Consider the following 15,119-nt stretch of genomic DNA (forward strand, 5'->3'; position numbering starts at 1 on the left):
CACCGGCCGTGTCATTCCGCCTGGAGCACCAGCAGGGCGAGATCGTCGGCCGGCGGACGGGCCCCGAACGCGTGCACGAGCTGGGTGATCCGTTCCGCTATCAGCTCCGCGCCCATCCCCGCGCACCCCGACAGGGCCGTGGCGAGTCCGTCGCCGTCGTCGAACTGGCGGGAGCCGGAGCGCCGCTCGGTGACCCCGTCGGTGACGCAGAGCAGGGTGTCGCCGGAGTACATCTCGAAGGTCTCGCTGGTGTAGGCGGCGTCCTCGACGACCCCGAGCAGGGTCTGCGGCTGGGCGACGGCGCGGACCGAGCCGTCGGGGGCGAGCAGCAGGGGCAGTGGGTGTCCGGCGGAGGCGAGGGTGCAGCGGACGCCGCCGTCGAAGGGGACGAGTTCGCCGTGGAGGAGGGAGAGGAAGCGGGTCTGGGGGCCGTCGCCGGGGGCGGTGGGGCGGGCGCCCGCGGCCACCAGCGCGCGGGCGGCGGCGTCGGCGGCCTCGGTGGCGTCGTCGAGGAGGAGCTGGTTGAGGCGGTCCAGGACGTCGGCGACGCGGTAGCCCTCGCGGGCGAGCAGCCGCAGCCAGGGCCGGACCAGGCCGATGACGACGGCGGCCTCGGGACCCTTGCCCTGGACGTCGCCGACGGCGAAGCACCAGCGGCCCCGGCCGGCCGGGAAGAGGTCGTAGAAGTCGCCGCTCGGGCCGCCCTTGTCGCAGGGTTCGTAGACGAGGGCGCTGCGCACGCCGGGGATCTCGGCGACGGCGCCGGGCAGCAGCCCGCGCTGCAGGACGGCGCTGATGGTGGCCTGGCGGGCGTACTGCCGGGCGGCCCCGATGGCGAGCGCGACGCGCCGGCCGAGGTCCTCGACCAGGCCGGTGATCTCGTCGGGGAACCGGTCGATGCCGCCCCGGCCGATCGCCAGCGTGCCGAGCGGACGCCCGCCGGCGACGAGCCGGTAGGCGAGGGCGGCGCCGGGGGCGCCCGGGGTGTCGGGCGCCCCGTCCGGCCACGGGTAGCGGGCGGGACCGGCCTGCGGCGGGTCGTATCCGGGCGGCGGGTTCCGCTCCAGGGAACGGCTCAGCTCCTCGATGCGGTTCTCACTCGCGTGCCAGACGCGGGCGAGGCGGGGGCCGACGGCCCGGCTCTCCCCGCTCCAGCCGCCGCGGCCGGCGGTCTCGTCCTCCAGCCACACCGCGCACCAGTCGGCCAGCCGCGGCACGATCAGCTGTCCGGTGAGGGAGGTGACCAGGTCCTCGTCGAGCTGCCCGGCGAGCAGGTCGGAGGCCTCCGCGAGGAAGGAGAGGGCGCCGCGTCCCAGCCAGGTCCCGTCCCGCCCCGTCCGGCGGGCCAGCCAGTCGTCGCCGTACGAGCCGCCGCGCCAGGTGCCACGGGCGGGACCGGGTGCTTCCCGGGGGCTTCGCGGACGCCGGGGGACCAGCGGGTCGAGGGCGTCCAGCGGGTCGAGGGCGTCCAGCGGGCCGGGGGCGTCCAGCGGGTCGAGGGCGTCCTCTCCCTGGCGGGGCGGCTCCGCCGCGAGGATCTCCGCCACCCTCAGGTCGCGCGTCGGCGTGCGCTCCTCCGCGTACGCCTCGATCCGGTCGCCCTCCGCACCGCCCCCGGCGGCCAGTCGCGCCCACACCGTCTTGGTGCCCGGACGGTAGGTGATCCCCCAGGCCTCGGAGAGCGAGGCGACGAGACGCAGGCCGCGGCCGTAATCCGGGGTCTCGTACGCCGGCGCCTCCGGTTCGTCGCCGCGCGGCGCGCGGGAGGGGTGCCGGTCGGCGACCTCGACGACGAGCGCCCCGGTCGCCTCCTCCAGCCTGCACTTCAGGCGGACCTCGGTACCGGCGTGCACGACGGCGTTGGTGACGAGTTCGCTGGCGACGAGCGTGGCGTCGTCGCCGACGCGGCCGGTGAGGTGGTCGGTGCCGGGCAGGGCGAGCTCCGCCCACTCGGTGAGCGCCTTGCGCAGCACGGCGCGTGCGGCGCCCGGCGCGAGGGGGCTCCCGGGCAGGGTCGCGCCCACCCACACGCACTCCCGCGCGCCGGAGGCGCACGAGGCGGTCTCCCGTTGGGTCGGAATGGCCCTCATGGGCAGCTCCCGGGCAGTTCGTACGAAGAAAACTCGATCGCTGCCGACAGGGTGACAGAACGGCCCCGCTCATAAGCGCCGAGTCACCGAAGTAGACCGTCAAGGGTGAAAACAGTGCTCCGTGCGTGTTCAGGAACGAACAGAAACCCGGCCCCTTCCGGACAGCGGCGGAATGGGGGCCGGGGGCCGCGCCTCGTCGGGCCCGGACGCCGCCCGTGGCATCGTCCTGCGCTCCGGGGTTCCCGGCAAGCGGGGCCGCATCCCCGCTTGCCGGGGACGCGGGGCCGGACCGGAACACCGGGCTCGCCGGCGCCGGGCACCGGGCCCGGCGGGGCCGGGGGCCGGCACGGTCGCCGACGCCCCCTTCCGGTCCCCGTCCCCCGTGGCCCTCGCCGCGGAAGGCGCCCGCGTCCCCGCCTCCGCGGACGCGCACCGGGCGGGCGGGGCGGGGCCACCCCGTCCCGCCCGCCCGTCACGGAGCGGCCGTGACCGTCACGCCTCGCGGGCGCCCTCGTACATCTCCTCGATGAGGTGCTTGTACGCGCGCTCCACCACCGGGCGCTTCAGCTTCAGGCTCGGGGTGATCTCGCCGTGCTCGACGTCGAGGTCGCGCGGGAGGAGGCGGAACTTCTTGATGGTCTGCCAGCGCTGCAGGCCCTCGTTGAGCTGCTTGACGTAGCCGTCGACCATCTCGACCGTGGCGGGCGCGGCGACGATCTCCGCGTACGGCTTGCCCGCCATGCCGTTCTCGGCCGCCCAGGCGGTGAGGGCGATCTCGTCGAGGGCGATGAGGGCGGTGCAGTAGTTGCGGTCGGCGCCGTGCACCAGGATGTTGGAGACGTAGGGGCAGACCGCCTTGAACCGGCCCTCGACCTCGGCCGGCGCGATGTACTTGCCGCCGGAGGTCTTGATCAGGTCCTTCTTGCGGTCGGTGATGCGGAGGTAGCCGTCGGCGGAGAGTTCGCCGATGTCGCCGGTGTGGAACCAGCCGTCCTCCTCCAGGACCTCGGCGGTCTTCTCGGGCAGGTTGTGGTAGCCCTGCATGATGCCGGGGCCGCGCAGCAGGATCTCGCCGTCCTCGGCGATGCGGACCTCGGTGCCGGGGAGCGGCTTGCCGACGGTTCCGGTGCGGTAGGCCTCGCCGGGGTTGACGAAGGAGGCGGCGGAGGACTCGGTGAGGCCGTAACCCTCCAGGATGTGGATGCCGGCGCCGGAGAAGAAGTAGCCGATCTCGGGGGCGAGGGCCGCGGAACCGGAGACGCAGGCGCGCAGGTTGCCGCCGAAGGCCTCACGGATCTTGGCGTAGACGAGCTTGTCGGCGACGGCGTGCCTGGTGCGCAGGCCGGCGGGGGCGCTCGCGGTGCCGGTGCGGCGGAAGTTGTCCTGGGTGACCTTGGCGTACTCGCGGGCGACCCCGGCGGCCCACTGGAAGATCTTGTACTTGGCGCCGCCGCCGGCCTTCGCCTTGGCGGCGACGCCGTTGTAGACCTTCTCGAAGATGCGGGGCACGGCCGCCATGTAGGTCGGCCGGACCACCGGCAGGTTCTCGATGATCTTGTCGACGCGGCCGTCGACGGCGGTGACGTGGCCGGCCTCGATCTGGCCGGAGGTGAGCACCTTGCCGAAGACGTGGGCGAGGGGCAGCCACAGGTACTGCACGTCGTCGGCGCCGATCAGGCCGGTGGCGGGGATGGCCTTGGCCATGTACGACCAGCAGTCGTGCGGCAGGCGCACGCCCTTGGGGCGGCCGGTGGTGCCGGAGGTGTAGATGAGGGTGGCGAGCTGGTCCCTGGTGATCGCCGCGACCCGCTCCTTGATCAGCTCCGGCTCCTGCTGGAGCCGGGCGGCGCCGCGCTTCTCCAGGTCGGCGAGGGTGATCACGAAGTCGTCGGTGTCGGCGCCGGCCGGGTCGACGACCACGACGCGGGTGAGCTCGGGCAGCTCGGCGCGCTTCTCGACCGCCTTGGCCGCCTGCTCGGCGTTCTCCGCGATGAGCACCCGGCTCTGGGAGTCGGACAGGATGTAGGCGGACTCGTCGGCGTTGGTCTGCGGGTAGACCGTGGTGGTGGCGGCGCCCGCGCAGAGGATGCCGAGGTCGGCGAGGATCCACTCGACACGGGTCGAGGAGGCCAGCGCGACCCGCTGCTCCGGCTCGACGCCCAGCTCGATCAGACCGGCCGCGATGGCGTGGACCCGCTCGGCGGTGCCCGCCCAGGTGAGGGACTTCCAGTCGTCCGGGCCCTCGCCGGAGGCCGGCGGGACGGGGTAGCGGTAGGCCTCGGCGTCCGGTGTGGCCGCCACACGCTCCAGGAAGAGGGTCGCCACGCTCGGCGGACGGTTCTCGATCAGTGTCTGTGTGTCGCTCACGACATCCTCCGGGGCCCGCGACGGTGCGGCTGGCTCAGTGCGGCTGGGACTTCCTCGCGCCGTTGTTTAACTCGCGAGTAACTATCGAGCACGGACAGAGTAAGGCGCGACCGGCCACGGCGTAAGGGGTCACGGCCTGCGACTTCACACAGACAGCTACCCCGCTGACGCGCGGGGCCCGCCGCACTCGCGTGCGACGGGCCCCCGTTACGCCCGGTTCGCGGAGTGACCCGCGGTAACCCCGGTTACTTCTTGCCCTTGCCCGATCCCGCGCTGTCGTCGCTGGAGAGGACGGCGATGAAGGCCTCCTGCGGAACCTCCACGGAACCCACCATCTTCATCCGCTTCTTGCCTTCCTTCTGCTTCTCCAGCAGCTTCCGCTTGCGGGAGATGTCACCGCCGTAGCACTTGGCGAGGACGTCCTTGCGGATGGCGCGGATGGTCTCGCGGGCGATGACCCGCGAGCCGATGGCGGCCTGCACCGGCACCTCGAAGGCCTGCCGCGGGATCAGCTCCTTGAGCTTGGCGACGAGCCGCACGCCGTACGCGTACGCCTGGTCCTTGTGGGTGATCGCGGAGAACGCGTCCACCTTGTCGCCGTGCAGCAGGATGTCGACCTTCACCAGGCTGGAGGTCTGCTCGCCGGTGGGCTCGTAGTCGAGGGAGGCGTAGCCGCGGGTCTTGGACTTCAGCTGGTCGAAGAAGTCGAAGACGATCTCCGCGAGCGGCAGGGTGTAGCGGATCTCCACCCGGTCCTCGGAGAGGTAGTCCATGCCGAGCAGGACGCCGCGCCGGGTCTGGCACAGCTCCATGATCGAGCCGATGAACTCGCTGGGCGCCAGGATGGTGGCCCGCACGACCGGCTCGTACACCTCGCCGATCTTCCCCTCGGGGAACTCGCTCGGGTTGGTGACGATGTGCTCGCTGCCGTCCTCCATGACCACCCGGTAGACCACGTTCGGCGCGGTGGCGATCAGGTCGAGCCCGAACTCGCGCTCGAGGCGCTCGCGGATCACGTCGAGGTGCAGCAGGCCGAGGAAGCCGACGCGGAAGCCGAAGCCGAGGGCGGCGGAGGTCTCCGGCTCGTAGACCAGGGCGGCGTCGTTGAGCTGGAGCTTGTCCAGGGCCTCGCGCAGCTCCGGGTAGTCGGAGCCGTCCAGGGGGTAGAGGCCCGAGAACACCATCGGCTTGGGGTCCTTGTAGCCGCCGAGCGCCTCCTCGGCGCCCTTGTGCTGGCTGGTGACGGTGTCACCGACCTTGGACTGGCGGACGTCCTTCACACCGGTGATGAGGTAGCCCACCTCGCCGACGCCGAGGCCGTCGGCGGGCAGCATCTCCGGGGAGTTGGTGCCGATCTCCAGCAGCTCGTGGGTGGCGCCGGTGGACATCATCCGGATCCGCTCGCGCTTGTTGAGCTGGCCGTCGATGACACGGACGTACGTCACCACGCCGCGGTAGGAGTCGTAGACCGAGTCGAAGATCATCGCCCGGGCGGGGGCGTCCTCGACGCCGACCGGGGCGGGGATCTCGGCGACCACCTTGTCCAGCAGCGCCTCGACGCCCAGGCCGGTCTTCGCGGAGACCTTCAGCACGTCGTCGGGGTCGCAGCCGACCAGGTTCGCCAGCTCCTCGGCGAACTTCTCCGGCTGCGCGGCCGGCAGGTCGATCTTGTTGAGCACCGGGATGATCGTGAGGTCGTTCTCCATCGCCAGGTACAGGTTGGCGAGGGTCTGGGCCTCGATGCCCTGGGCGGCGTCGACCAGCAGGATCGTGCCCTCGCAGGCGGCGAGGGAGCGGGAGACCTCGTACGTGAAGTCGACGTGCCCCGGCGTGTCGATCATGTTGAGGATGTGCGTGTTGCCCTTGTCGTGGGTCGGGGCCCACGGCAACCGCACCGCCTGGGACTTGATCGTGATGCCGCGCTCGCGCTCGATGTCCATGCGGTCGAGGTACTGAGCGCGCATCTGCCGCTGCTCGACCACTCCGGTCAGCTGGAGCATCCGGTCGGCGAGCGTGGACTTGCCGTGGTCGATGTGCGCGATGATGCAGAAATTGCGGATCAGCGCCGGGTCGGTACGGCTCGGCTCGGGCACATGGCTGGGGATCGCGGGCACGCAGGGTCCTGATTCTTGAGGCGTCCGCATACGTGTGCTTGTGCGTCTGCGGTCTCGGGTCGGATCGATACGTAGCCTCCATGGTCCCACGGGCGGCGACCGGGGACGGGTTTGGGCCACCGAATGGGCCGCTGGTAGTGTGGGGGGCTGTGTCTCATGCCCTCTCAGCGCGAGGCACACCCCAAGAAATCACCCGGCGCGGGATCCGTGCGGCATCGTACGGCCCCGGGCCAGAACCTGTAGAGGCTCATTCGTGGCGAACATCAAGTCCCAGATCAAGCGGAACAAGACCAACGAGAAGGCCCGGCTGCGCAACAAGGCCGTCAAGTCCTCTCTGAAGACCGCGATCCGCAAGGCCCGCGAGGCCGCCGCCGCGGGTGACGTCGAGAAGGCCACCGAGTACCAGCGCGTCGCCGCGCGTCAGCTCGACAAGGCCGTCTCCAAGGGCGTCATCCACAAGAACCAGGCCGCCAACAAGAAGTCGGCGCTGGCGCAGAAGGTCGCGGCCGTCAAGGGCTGAACCACCCGGTGATCTGACCGCCGGCGGGACCCCGGGCGGGCCCTCTCTCATCCGCCCCCGGCCGGCACCCCGAGCCCGTACGCGGCCTGCGTTCGCCACGCGGGTACGGGCTCACACGCTTCAGCCGAAGGCCCCGCCCTCACACCCTTCCCCGGGTGGTGGGCGGGGCCTTCGGCCTTGTCCGGTCCGTCAGCCGCGGCCTCGTGAGCGGGCCGCGCGGGCGATCGTGACGACCGCCTTCTCCAGGGTGTACTCCGGGTCGTCCCCGCCGCCCTTCACGCCCGCGTCCGCCTCGGCGACCGCGCGCAGCGCCACGGCCACGCCGTCCGGGGTCCAGCCGCGCATCTGCTGCCGCACCCGGTCGATCTTCCACGGCGGCATGCCCAGCTCGCGGGCGAGATCGGCCGGTCTGCCGCCGCGCGCCGACGACAGCTTGCCGATGGCCCGCACGCCCTGGGCCAGCGCACTGGTGATCAGCACCGGCGCCACCCCGGTCGACAGCGACCAGCGCAGGGCCTCCAGGGCCTCCGCCGCCCGCCCCTCGACCGCCCGGTCGGCGACCGTGAAGCTCGACGCCTCGGCCCGCCCGGTGTAGTACCGCCCGACGACCGCCTCGTCGATCGTGCCCTCGACGTCCGCGACCAGCTGGGAGACCGCCGAGGCCAGTTCCCGCAGATCGCTGCCGATGGCCTCGACCAGCGCCTGGCACGCCTCCGGTGAGGCCGAGCGGCCGGCGGTCCGGAACTCGCTCCGCACGAAGGCCAGCCGGTCCGCCGGCTTCGTCATCTTCGGGCACGCCACCTCGCGCGCCCCCGCCTTGCGCGCCGCGTCGAGCAGCCCCTTGCCCTTGGCGCCGCCCGCGTGCAGCAGGACGAGGGTGATCTCCTCGGCCGGTGAGCCGAGGTACGCCTTGACGTCCTTGACGGTGTCGGCGGAGAGGTCCTGCGCGTCGCGTACGACCACGACCTTGCGCTCCGCGAAGAGCGACGGACTGGTCAGCTCGGCGAGGGTGCCGGGCTGGAGCCGGTCCGGTGTCAGGTCGCGTACGTCGGTGTCGGCGTCGGCGGCCCGCGCGGCGGCCACCACCTCCCCCACGGCACGGTCGAGCAGCAGGTCCTCCTGGCCCACGGCGAGCGTCACCGGGGCGAGGGGGTCGTCGGATGCGGTCTTCCTGGCCATCGCGACAAGCATCCCACGCCCCACCGACAACGCCGCCCGGCCGCCGGCGGCCGGACTACGGCTCCTCCCGCCAGCCGTCCCACCCGGCCACGAACGCGTCCAGCTCCCCGGGGTCCAGCCGCTCGGACTCGTCCCGCAGGACGACGAGCCACTGCGCGTCCTCCGCGTCGTCCTCACCCGCCAGCGCGTCCCGCACCAGCCGCGGCTCCTCGTCCACGCCGAACCGCTCCCCGAGGGCCTCGGCCACCTCCTCCGCGGCATCGCGGTCGGGCAGCACCAGCACATGTCGCACATCACTCACACGGGCCATTGTCCGGTACCGGGTCAGCCGTCCGACCCGGTGCCGCGCGCCGTCGGCACCGTCTCCAGCGCGATCCCGAACCGGTCCCGGTAGAGCGCCAGCACCTCCTCGTCCGTCCCGATCTCGTGCTCCTGCCGCGTCCCGTCCGGCGCGGTGACCGTGAACCGCCGGCCGCTGAGGGTGATCCTGCCCCCGTCCCCGGTGATCCGCGAGCACACCGGCGACCGCGTGAAGTGGGAGGCCGGTGAGGTGCTGTGCCACCACGCCCCGACCGTGAAGTCGCCGAGCACCCTGGGCCGGACCTCCAGGCGGTACACCGGCCGCCCGTTCCGGCTCACGTCCAGGTCCGCGGCCTCCACCCGGTCGTGTCCGCCGCGCACTCCGGCCGCGTCGGCGCCCGCCTCGGCGATCCGGAACGTGCCCGCGGGATCCTTCTGCTCCCCCCGTTCACCGAAGGCCAGCGGCAGGTGGAAGTGGGACCCGAAACCGATGTCGGCCAGCCAGTCTCCGCCGTCCACCGTCCGCACCCGCAGGGCGAGATGGTCGTACGGGATGCCGAGCCGGTCCCCGTCGCCGTACACCCGCGCCGCGAGCAGCCGGACGTCGTAGCCGAGGGCGGCGAGCAACGCCCCGAAGGCGCCGTTGAGTTCGTAGCAGAACCCGCCGCGCCGCGCCCCCACCACCTTGTCCAGCAGCCGCTTCTCGTCCAGCACGATCTCCTCGCCGAGATGGATGGAGAGGTTCTCGAACGGCACGGTCTCCAGATGCCGCAGGTGCAGCTCGCGCAGCGCGTCCACGGTGGGCCAGGCGGGCTGTTCGACGCCCAGGCGGCGCAGATAGGCGTCGATCCCCGCGGTGGTCATACCCTCAGTCATTCCTTCAGTCTCGCGCCACCCGCCCCTCCTTGCCCTCCTTTCCCACCGACTGCCACCGCCGGCGGTCCGGGTACGCTCTCCGGTCCCCGAGTGGCGGAGGAGGCAGCCCGTGCACGACCACCGGCGGATCGCCGCAGGACATCACGGAAAGCGGCAGGGCCTGCGCTGACAGGTGACCATGCAGCCTCCACGCTCGTCGAGTGCTCAGCGGTCCCCCGGGCCGAACCACCGGCCGGCGTCGGACCCGACGAGACTCCGCCCGTCCGCCACGAGGGGAGCGGACGAGCGGGGTCGGTCGTCGGGACCGCCGGAAGGGAATCGAGCGCGGGCCGATGAGTTCCCTCGTGAGGGGCAGTCATAGGTCTCGGTCGACGCACCACGGGCGCGGCCGGAGCGCCCACCGGTCCGACCCGCCGAGAACCGGACACGAGACACCGAGGAACCTTCATGCGCACCCTGATCAGCACCGCCTTCATCTCGCTCGACGGCGTCGTGGAGGCTCCGGGCGGCGAGCCCGGCTACCGGAACTCCGGCTGGACCTTCAAGGACGTCGAGTTCCTCCCCGAGGCGTTCGACATCAAGGGCCGCGAGCAGAAGGAGGCCACGGCGATGCTGATGGGCCGGACCAGCTACGAGGCGTTCAGCCCGGTGTGGCCGGACATGGCGGACTTCGCCGACTACAAGACGATGCCGAAGTACGTCGTCTCCACCACCCTCACCGAGGACGAACTGGTGACGGGCTGGGGTGAGACGACGATCCTGCGCTCGCTCGACGAGGTCGCCGCCCTGAAGGAGACCGAGGGCGGCCCGATCATCGTCCACGGCAGCGCCGCCCTGAACCGGAGCCTCTCGGACGCCGGCCTGATCGACCGCTACCACCTGCTCGTCTTCCCGCTCCTGCTCGGCGCGGGCAAGCGCCTGTTCAGCGACACGGACAAGGACACCCAGAAGCTGAAGCTGGTCGAGCACGAGGCGTACGCCAACGGCCTGCAGAAGAACGTGTTCGACGTCGTCCGCTGACACGGCTCCCGCCCCGCGGTCGTGTCATCGGGCACGGCACCGGCCGGAAGGTACGCCCGGTGGCCGTCGGGTCACTGCTCCCCGGCCGTGAACGGGCCGGTCGCGGGGGCCACGCACTTGTCGACGACGGTCTCCTCGCCGGCTGCCGAGCCCTCCAGGCAGAGCCGTCCACCCCGGTCACGCAGGTCGAGGAAGAACCGCGTGGTCGCGCCGGACCGCTTGAGGCCGTGGATGCGCCCGTCGACATAGCCGAGGCCGTTCAGGATCGCCCTGACCTCGGTGGGGGTGGGTTCCACCAGATCCCACAGTGCCCGGGCGATGCGCTCCTCGTGGTAGTTGCTCGCGCACCAGTCGCGGGCGTTCAACTCCACTTCCGGCCCCGCCGTGGGGGCGATGGGTTCGATCGCGTCGCTCGGTGGCGCCTCCGCCGAGCCGGACGGCGGCGCCTCCGCCGGATCGGACGGCGGCGCCTTCGGCGGGGCGCTCGGGGGGCACGACTGCGCGATCCTGTCCAGCATCGCCGTGAAGGCCGCGTCGGGCCGGTCTTCGACGGCGGCCGCGGGCTCGGCCTGTTCCCTGCCGGCGTTCGTCTCCTCGGTGCCGCACGCGGCAAGTGCCAGCGCGGCGAGGGCGGTCATCACGAAGGTGAGCCGCGGGCGGTGTGCGGAGCGGGCGAACGCGCTGGTCACGGCAGGAATCTGTGTCATGCGCACAGTCTCCGGTCGCGCCTTCCCCCGCACGTGAGTACGCGCACTCACGGGGGTGGGGGGCACGCGCTCAGACTTCGATGGGACGTGACCGCACCGGAGCGGGACAGGACCGTCGTCCGCCGTGGGGTCCGGGGCCGCGACCCGGGCGGCGCGCATGGGCGTCGCCTCCCTCGGTGTTCCCGCCCTCAGTGGCGCGCCACCCGCAGCTCCCTGTCCCCGCCCTCGCCGACGGTCACCGCCAGTGCCCCGTCCCGGTCCGTGCGCAGCACCGTCGCTCCCCCGGCCCGCAGCGCGGCGACCGTGCTCGGGGCGGGGTGCCCGTACGTGTTGCCCTCCCCCGTGCTGATCAGGGCCAGCCGCGGGGCCGCGCGGCGCATCAGGTCCGGGTCCTGGTACGCCGATCCGTGGTGGGCGACCTTGAGGACGTCCACGCCGGCCAGCCGCCGGGCCGCAGGCGATCTCGCCAGGGCCCGCTGGGCCGGGGGTTCCAGGTCCCCGAGGAGCAGCAGGCGCAGGCCGGCCGTGCGGACCAGCATGGCCACGCTGGCGTCGTTCGGGCCCTCCGGTGCCGGGACGGCCGTGGCCGGGGCGCCCGGGGGCGGCCACACCACCTCCCAGGAGAGTTCCCCCGCGCGCCGTACCTCGCCCGCCGCGGCGTGCGTCACCGGGATGCGCCGGGCGGCGGCGATCCTGCGGACGAACGCGGCCTGGTCGGCGGGCTCCTCGAAGGCCGTCGTCGCGACGGCGCCCACCGCGCGTCCGCGCAGCACGCCGGGCAGGCCCGCCACGTGGTCGGCGTGGAAGTGGGTCAGGACCACGAGCGGGACGCTGCGGATCCCGAGGGAGCGCAGGCAGTGGTCGACGAGGGCCGGGTCGGGGCCGGCGTCCACCACCACGCCGGCGCCGGCGCCCGCCGCCAGCACCAGGGCGTCGCCCTGGCCCACGTCGCACATCACCATCCGCCAGCCCGGCGGCGGCCAGCCCGTGACCACCCGGGTCAGGGGCCGCGGCTGCACCACCAGCAGCACCAGCAGGAGCGCGCAGGCCCCGCACCACCAGGGGTGCTCCAGCAGGCGCCGGCCCACGAGCAGCACGGCCAGGGTGACCGCGCCGAGCGCCGCCGCGCCGGCCCAGCCGCCGGGCCAGTCCACTCCCGAGCCGGGCAGCGCCGCCCCGGTCCTGGCGACCTGCGCGAGCCACTGGGCCGGCCAGCTCGCGCACCAGGCCAGCGCCTTCGCCGCCGGCATCGCCACCGGTGCCGTGACCAGGGACAGGAAGCCCAGCACCGTGGCCGGCGCGAGCGCGAACTCGGCGAGCAGGTTGCACGGGATCGCCACCAGGCTCACCCGCGCCGCCAGCACGACCACCACCGGCGCGCACACGGCCTGGGCGGCGCCCGCGGCGGCCAGCGCCTCCGCGAGGCGGGGCGGCACCCCGCGACGGCGCAGTCCCGCGCCCCAGCGCGGCGCGAGCGTGAGCAGCGCGCCGGTGGCCAGCACGGAGAGCAGGAAGCCGTGGCTGCGGGCCAGCCAGGGGTCGTAGAGGACCAGGAGCAGGACGGCCGTCGCCAGCGCCGGGACCAGTGATCTGCGGCGGCCGGTGGCGAGCGCGAGCAGGGCGACGGATCCGCAGGCGGCGGCCCGCAGCACGCTGGGGTCGGGCCGGCACACGACGACGAAGGCGAGGGAGAGCACCGCGCCCAGGAGTGCGGTGGTCCGCAGGGGGATGCCGAGGCGGGGGGCGAGTCCGCGCCGCTCGGCCCGCTGGGCGAGGCCGGGCGGGCCGAGGAGCAGGGCGAGGAGGATGGTGAAGTTGGCGCCGGAGACGGCGAGCGTGTGGGTGAGGTCGGTCTCCCTGAACGCCTCGTCCAGTTCCGGGGTGACCCTGGCGGTGTCGCCCACGACCAGTCCGGGCAGCAGCGCCCGCGCGTCCGCCGGCAGTCCGCCGGTCGCCTCCCGCAGTCCGGCCCGCAGCCGTCCCGCCAGCCGCTGCGGACCCGACGGCCGGCCCACGGCCTGCGGGCCGTCCCGGCCCTTCACCCGCAGCACGGCGGCGAACCGGTCGCCGCCCGCCCTCGCCGGGGCGAGTCGTGCCTCGACGCGGAGACGGGTGGAGGGCAGGAGGGCGAGCCAGGGGGAGCGGCCCCCGGCGTCCGGTGCGGCCCGTCCGGACGGGCCCGGGTCGACGATCAGCAGGACGGGCGCGCGGGTCGTCTCCGCCGTGCCGTCGGCCCGCTCCACCCGCCGTACGTCGGCCTCGATCAGTACGGAGGCCGGGGCCATGCGGTCGCCGCTGACCCGCGGCCGGGTGCGCCGGGGGTCGGAGGTGATCTCGACCTCGGCGGTCATCCGGGCGTACTCCCGTGCCAGTGCGGGCACGGGGCCCCGTCGCAGGTCCGCGCCGTGCAGACCCGCCGACCCGGCGGCCGCGGCGACACAGATCAGTACGGCGGCGGTGGCGTGGGCGGTGGCCCTGCCCCGGCCGGCCCGGCGGCCCCGTGCCGCCAGGAGCACCCCGGCCGTCAGCAGGGCGGCGATCACCGTGCCCGCCGCCAAGCCGGGCGGGGCGTGCAGCATCACCGCGGCCGTGGCCCAGGCGGCCAGGGCGGGCGGGACCAGTCGCAGGTCCGCCGGTCCCTCCTGCCTGGGATGGGCGTCCCCGAGCCGCTTCCCGGAGGCGGCGTGGACGCGGCGCCGGACGACGGGTTCCGTGGGCGGGGGCGCCGTGGTGTCCGTGACTCCGCTGCTCATGGCCGTACGAGGCTGCGGAGGTCCGCGAAGCGGCGGTCGCCGATGCCGTTCACCTCGCGGAGTTCGTCCACCGAGCGGAAACCGCCGTTGCGGGTGCGGTAGTCGACGATGTGCCGGGCGAGCACGGGGCCGACCCCGGGCAGGGCGTCGAGCTGGTCCACGGTGGCGGTGCTGAGGGACACCGGTGCGGCGGGGGCGGCTCCCGCCGCCGTTCCCGCCGCACCGGGGCCGTCGCCGGGGGGTGCGCCGGCCTGCGCCGGACCCCCCACGACGACCTGTTCGCCGTCGACGAGGAAACGGGCGCGGTTCAGGGCGCCGGTCCTGGTGCCGGGCCGTACTCCGCCCGCCGCCCGCAGGGCGTCCTCGACGCGTGAACCGGCGGGCAGACGGTGGATCCCCGGGTTGCGCACCTTGCCGGCGACGTCGACCACGATCTCGGGTCCCGCCGGGCCCGCGGCCTTCGCCGTGCCGTCCGACGCGCCCTCCCCGGGCGCCCCGCCCCCGACGCGCTCCCCGTGGGGGACCGCCGCCGCCCGCACCACCTCCGGCGCCCGTACCGGCTGGGTCCGCCCGGTCCAGAAGTGCTGCACGGCGAATCCCACGACGACCACGAGGAGCACCGACAGCGCGATCACGCTCCGCCGTTCCATCCCGCACCGCGTCTGCGCCCACAACGGCAGGCGTTCCCGCAGGGCGAGCCCGGCCCGCTCCCGCCGCCCCCGCGCGGAGGAACGGCCGGCCGCCTCCGGGTCCGTGACGTCGTCCTCGTCGTCCGCCCGGCCACCGCTCCCCGCCGTCGGAGGGGCCACGGCGGTCATCGGCCCCCGGGCGGCCCGCCGGTCCGCGACAGCCGGCCGACCCGGACCCGCCGACCGCTCCGGAGCCACCACCCGGCCCGCGTCCGCGCCGCGGTCCGCGCTTTCCGCGCGATCGACCGCCGACGACCGGTTCACGGCCGGCGGGCACTCCCCCGCGCCCCGGCGGTCCGCGGTCACCGCACGGTTCCGGGCCGTCGCGCGGTCCGCGGTCGTCCTGCGGGCGGCGGTCGTCGCGCGGTCCGCGGCCCCCGCGGGATCCACCGCGGCCGGGGAGCCGGCCCGGGGGATGCGTCGGGTGCCGGCCAGGGCCCAGGCCGGTGGCCGCCTGCCCTGCACGGAGCGGTCGTCGGCGCCGAACAGCGACTCCGCCCGGCG

General features: G+C 74.1%; 11 protein-coding genes. 2 read left to right on the forward strand and 9 right to left on the reverse strand.

The window, feature by feature from the left end; all coding sequences use genetic code 11:
• Positions 1 to 11 precede the first annotated feature (11 nt).
• The 3 genes from ABTY20_RS15760 to lepA all read right to left on the reverse strand — a co-directional run bounded on the left by ABTY20_RS15760 (position 12) and on the right by lepA (position 6,571).
• A complete protein-coding gene (locus tag ABTY20_RS15760; RefSeq protein ID WP_351997570.1) occupies positions 12 to 2,090 on the reverse strand; it encodes a SpoIIE family protein phosphatase in 2,079 nt (692 codons plus the stop codon).
• 492 nt (positions 2,091 to 2,582) lie between these two features.
• Positions 2,583 to 4,457 carry an AMP-dependent synthetase/ligase gene (locus ABTY20_RS15765; RefSeq protein WP_351997571.1) on the reverse strand — a complete coding sequence of 625 codons (1,875 nt, stop codon included), beginning with the start codon at positions 4,455 to 4,457 and terminating at the stop codon, positions 2,583 to 2,585.
• Between the two features lie 245 nt (positions 4,458 to 4,702).
• A complete protein-coding gene (lepA, locus tag ABTY20_RS15770; RefSeq protein WP_351997572.1) occupies positions 4,703 to 6,571 on the reverse strand; it encodes a translation elongation factor 4 in 1,869 nt (622 codons plus the stop codon).
• Between the two features lie 253 nt (positions 6,572 to 6,824).
• Between lepA and rpsT the strand changes: the two genes are divergently transcribed.
• Entirely contained in the window at positions 6,825 to 7,091 is a 267-nt protein-coding gene (gene rpsT, locus ABTY20_RS15775) for a 30S ribosomal protein S20 (RefSeq protein ID WP_073931938.1), read from the forward strand.
• Positions 7,092 to 7,280: 189 nt separating this feature from the next.
• Here the strand turns inward: rpsT and holA are convergent, their stop codons facing one another.
• The 3 genes from holA to ABTY20_RS15790 are packed head-to-tail and all read right to left on the reverse strand — an operon-like array spanning position 7,281 to position 9,434.
• The gene (gene holA, locus ABTY20_RS15780) at positions 7,281 to 8,270 is read right to left on the reverse strand and encodes a DNA polymerase III subunit delta (RefSeq protein WP_351997573.1); all 990 of its coding nucleotides are present in this window, start codon (positions 8,268 to 8,270) and stop codon (positions 7,281 to 7,283) included.
• Between the two features lie 55 nt (positions 8,271 to 8,325).
• Positions 8,326 to 8,580 (reverse strand): hypothetical protein, encoded by a 255-nt coding sequence (locus ABTY20_RS15785; RefSeq protein WP_351997574.1) that lies wholly within the window; start codon positions 8,578 to 8,580, stop codon positions 8,326 to 8,328.
• Positions 8,581 to 8,594: 14 nt separating this feature from the next.
• A complete protein-coding gene (locus ABTY20_RS15790) occupies positions 8,595 to 9,434 on the reverse strand; it encodes an arylamine N-acetyltransferase family protein (protein ID WP_351997575.1) in 840 nt (279 codons plus the stop codon).
• Between the two features lie 459 nt (positions 9,435 to 9,893).
• Between ABTY20_RS15790 and ABTY20_RS15795 the strand changes: the two genes are divergently transcribed.
• Complete coding sequence (locus tag ABTY20_RS15795) at positions 9,894 to 10,466, forward strand: dihydrofolate reductase family protein (protein ID WP_351997576.1); 573 nt, start codon at positions 9,894 to 9,896, stop codon at positions 10,464 to 10,466.
• A 71-nt stretch (positions 10,467 to 10,537) separates the two neighbouring features.
• Here ABTY20_RS15795 and ABTY20_RS15800 read toward each other — a convergent pair whose 3' ends face one another.
• The 3 genes from ABTY20_RS15800 to ABTY20_RS15810 form a co-directional block, all read right to left on the reverse strand.
• Complete coding sequence (locus ABTY20_RS15800; RefSeq protein WP_351997577.1) at positions 10,538 to 11,173, reverse strand: hypothetical protein; 636 nt, start codon at positions 11,171 to 11,173, stop codon at positions 10,538 to 10,540.
• Positions 11,174 to 11,361: 188 nt separating this feature from the next.
• Positions 11,362 to 13,926, reverse strand: coding sequence for a ComEC/Rec2 family competence protein (locus ABTY20_RS15805; protein WP_351997578.1), 2,565 nt, complete (start codon positions 13,924 to 13,926; stop codon positions 11,362 to 11,364).
• Positions 13,923 to 15,119 (reverse strand): ComEA family DNA-binding protein (locus tag ABTY20_RS15810; protein WP_502991820.1); only part of this gene is annotated, 1,197 nt, incomplete at its 5' end. The genes ABTY20_RS15810 and ABTY20_RS15805, both read right to left, overlap by 4 nt.

The sequence above is a fragment of the Streptomyces sp. NPDC126497 genome (assembly GCF_040302425.1).
GTDB lineage: Bacteria > Actinomycetota > Actinomycetes > Streptomycetales > Streptomycetaceae > Streptomyces.

Excerpts from the sequence above, each read along its gene's own strand:
- ABTY20_RS15760 (WP_351997570.1), bottom strand. The coding sequence starts at position 2,090 with ATGAGGGCCATTCCGACCCAACGGGAGACCGCCTCGTGCGCCTCCGGC.
- holA (WP_351997573.1), bottom strand. The coding sequence starts at position 8,270 with ATGGCCAGGAAGACCGCATCCGACGACCCCCTCGCCCCGGTGACGCTC.
- ABTY20_RS15785 (WP_351997574.1), bottom strand. The coding sequence starts at position 8,580 with ATGGCCCGTGTGAGTGATGTGCGACATGTGCTGGTGCTGCCCGACCGC.
- ABTY20_RS15790 (WP_351997575.1), bottom strand. The coding sequence starts at position 9,434 with ATGACCACCGCGGGGATCGACGCCTATCTGCGCCGCCTGGGCGTCGAA.
- ABTY20_RS15795 (WP_351997576.1), top strand. The coding sequence starts at position 9,894 with ATGCGCACCCTGATCAGCACCGCCTTCATCTCGCTCGACGGCGTCGTG.
- ABTY20_RS15800 (WP_351997577.1), bottom strand. The coding sequence starts at position 11,173 with ATGACACAGATTCCTGCCGTGACCAGCGCGTTCGCCCGCTCCGCACAC.
- ABTY20_RS15805 (WP_351997578.1), bottom strand. The coding sequence starts at position 13,926 with ATGAGCAGCGGAGTCACGGACACCACGGCGCCCCCGCCCACGGAACCC.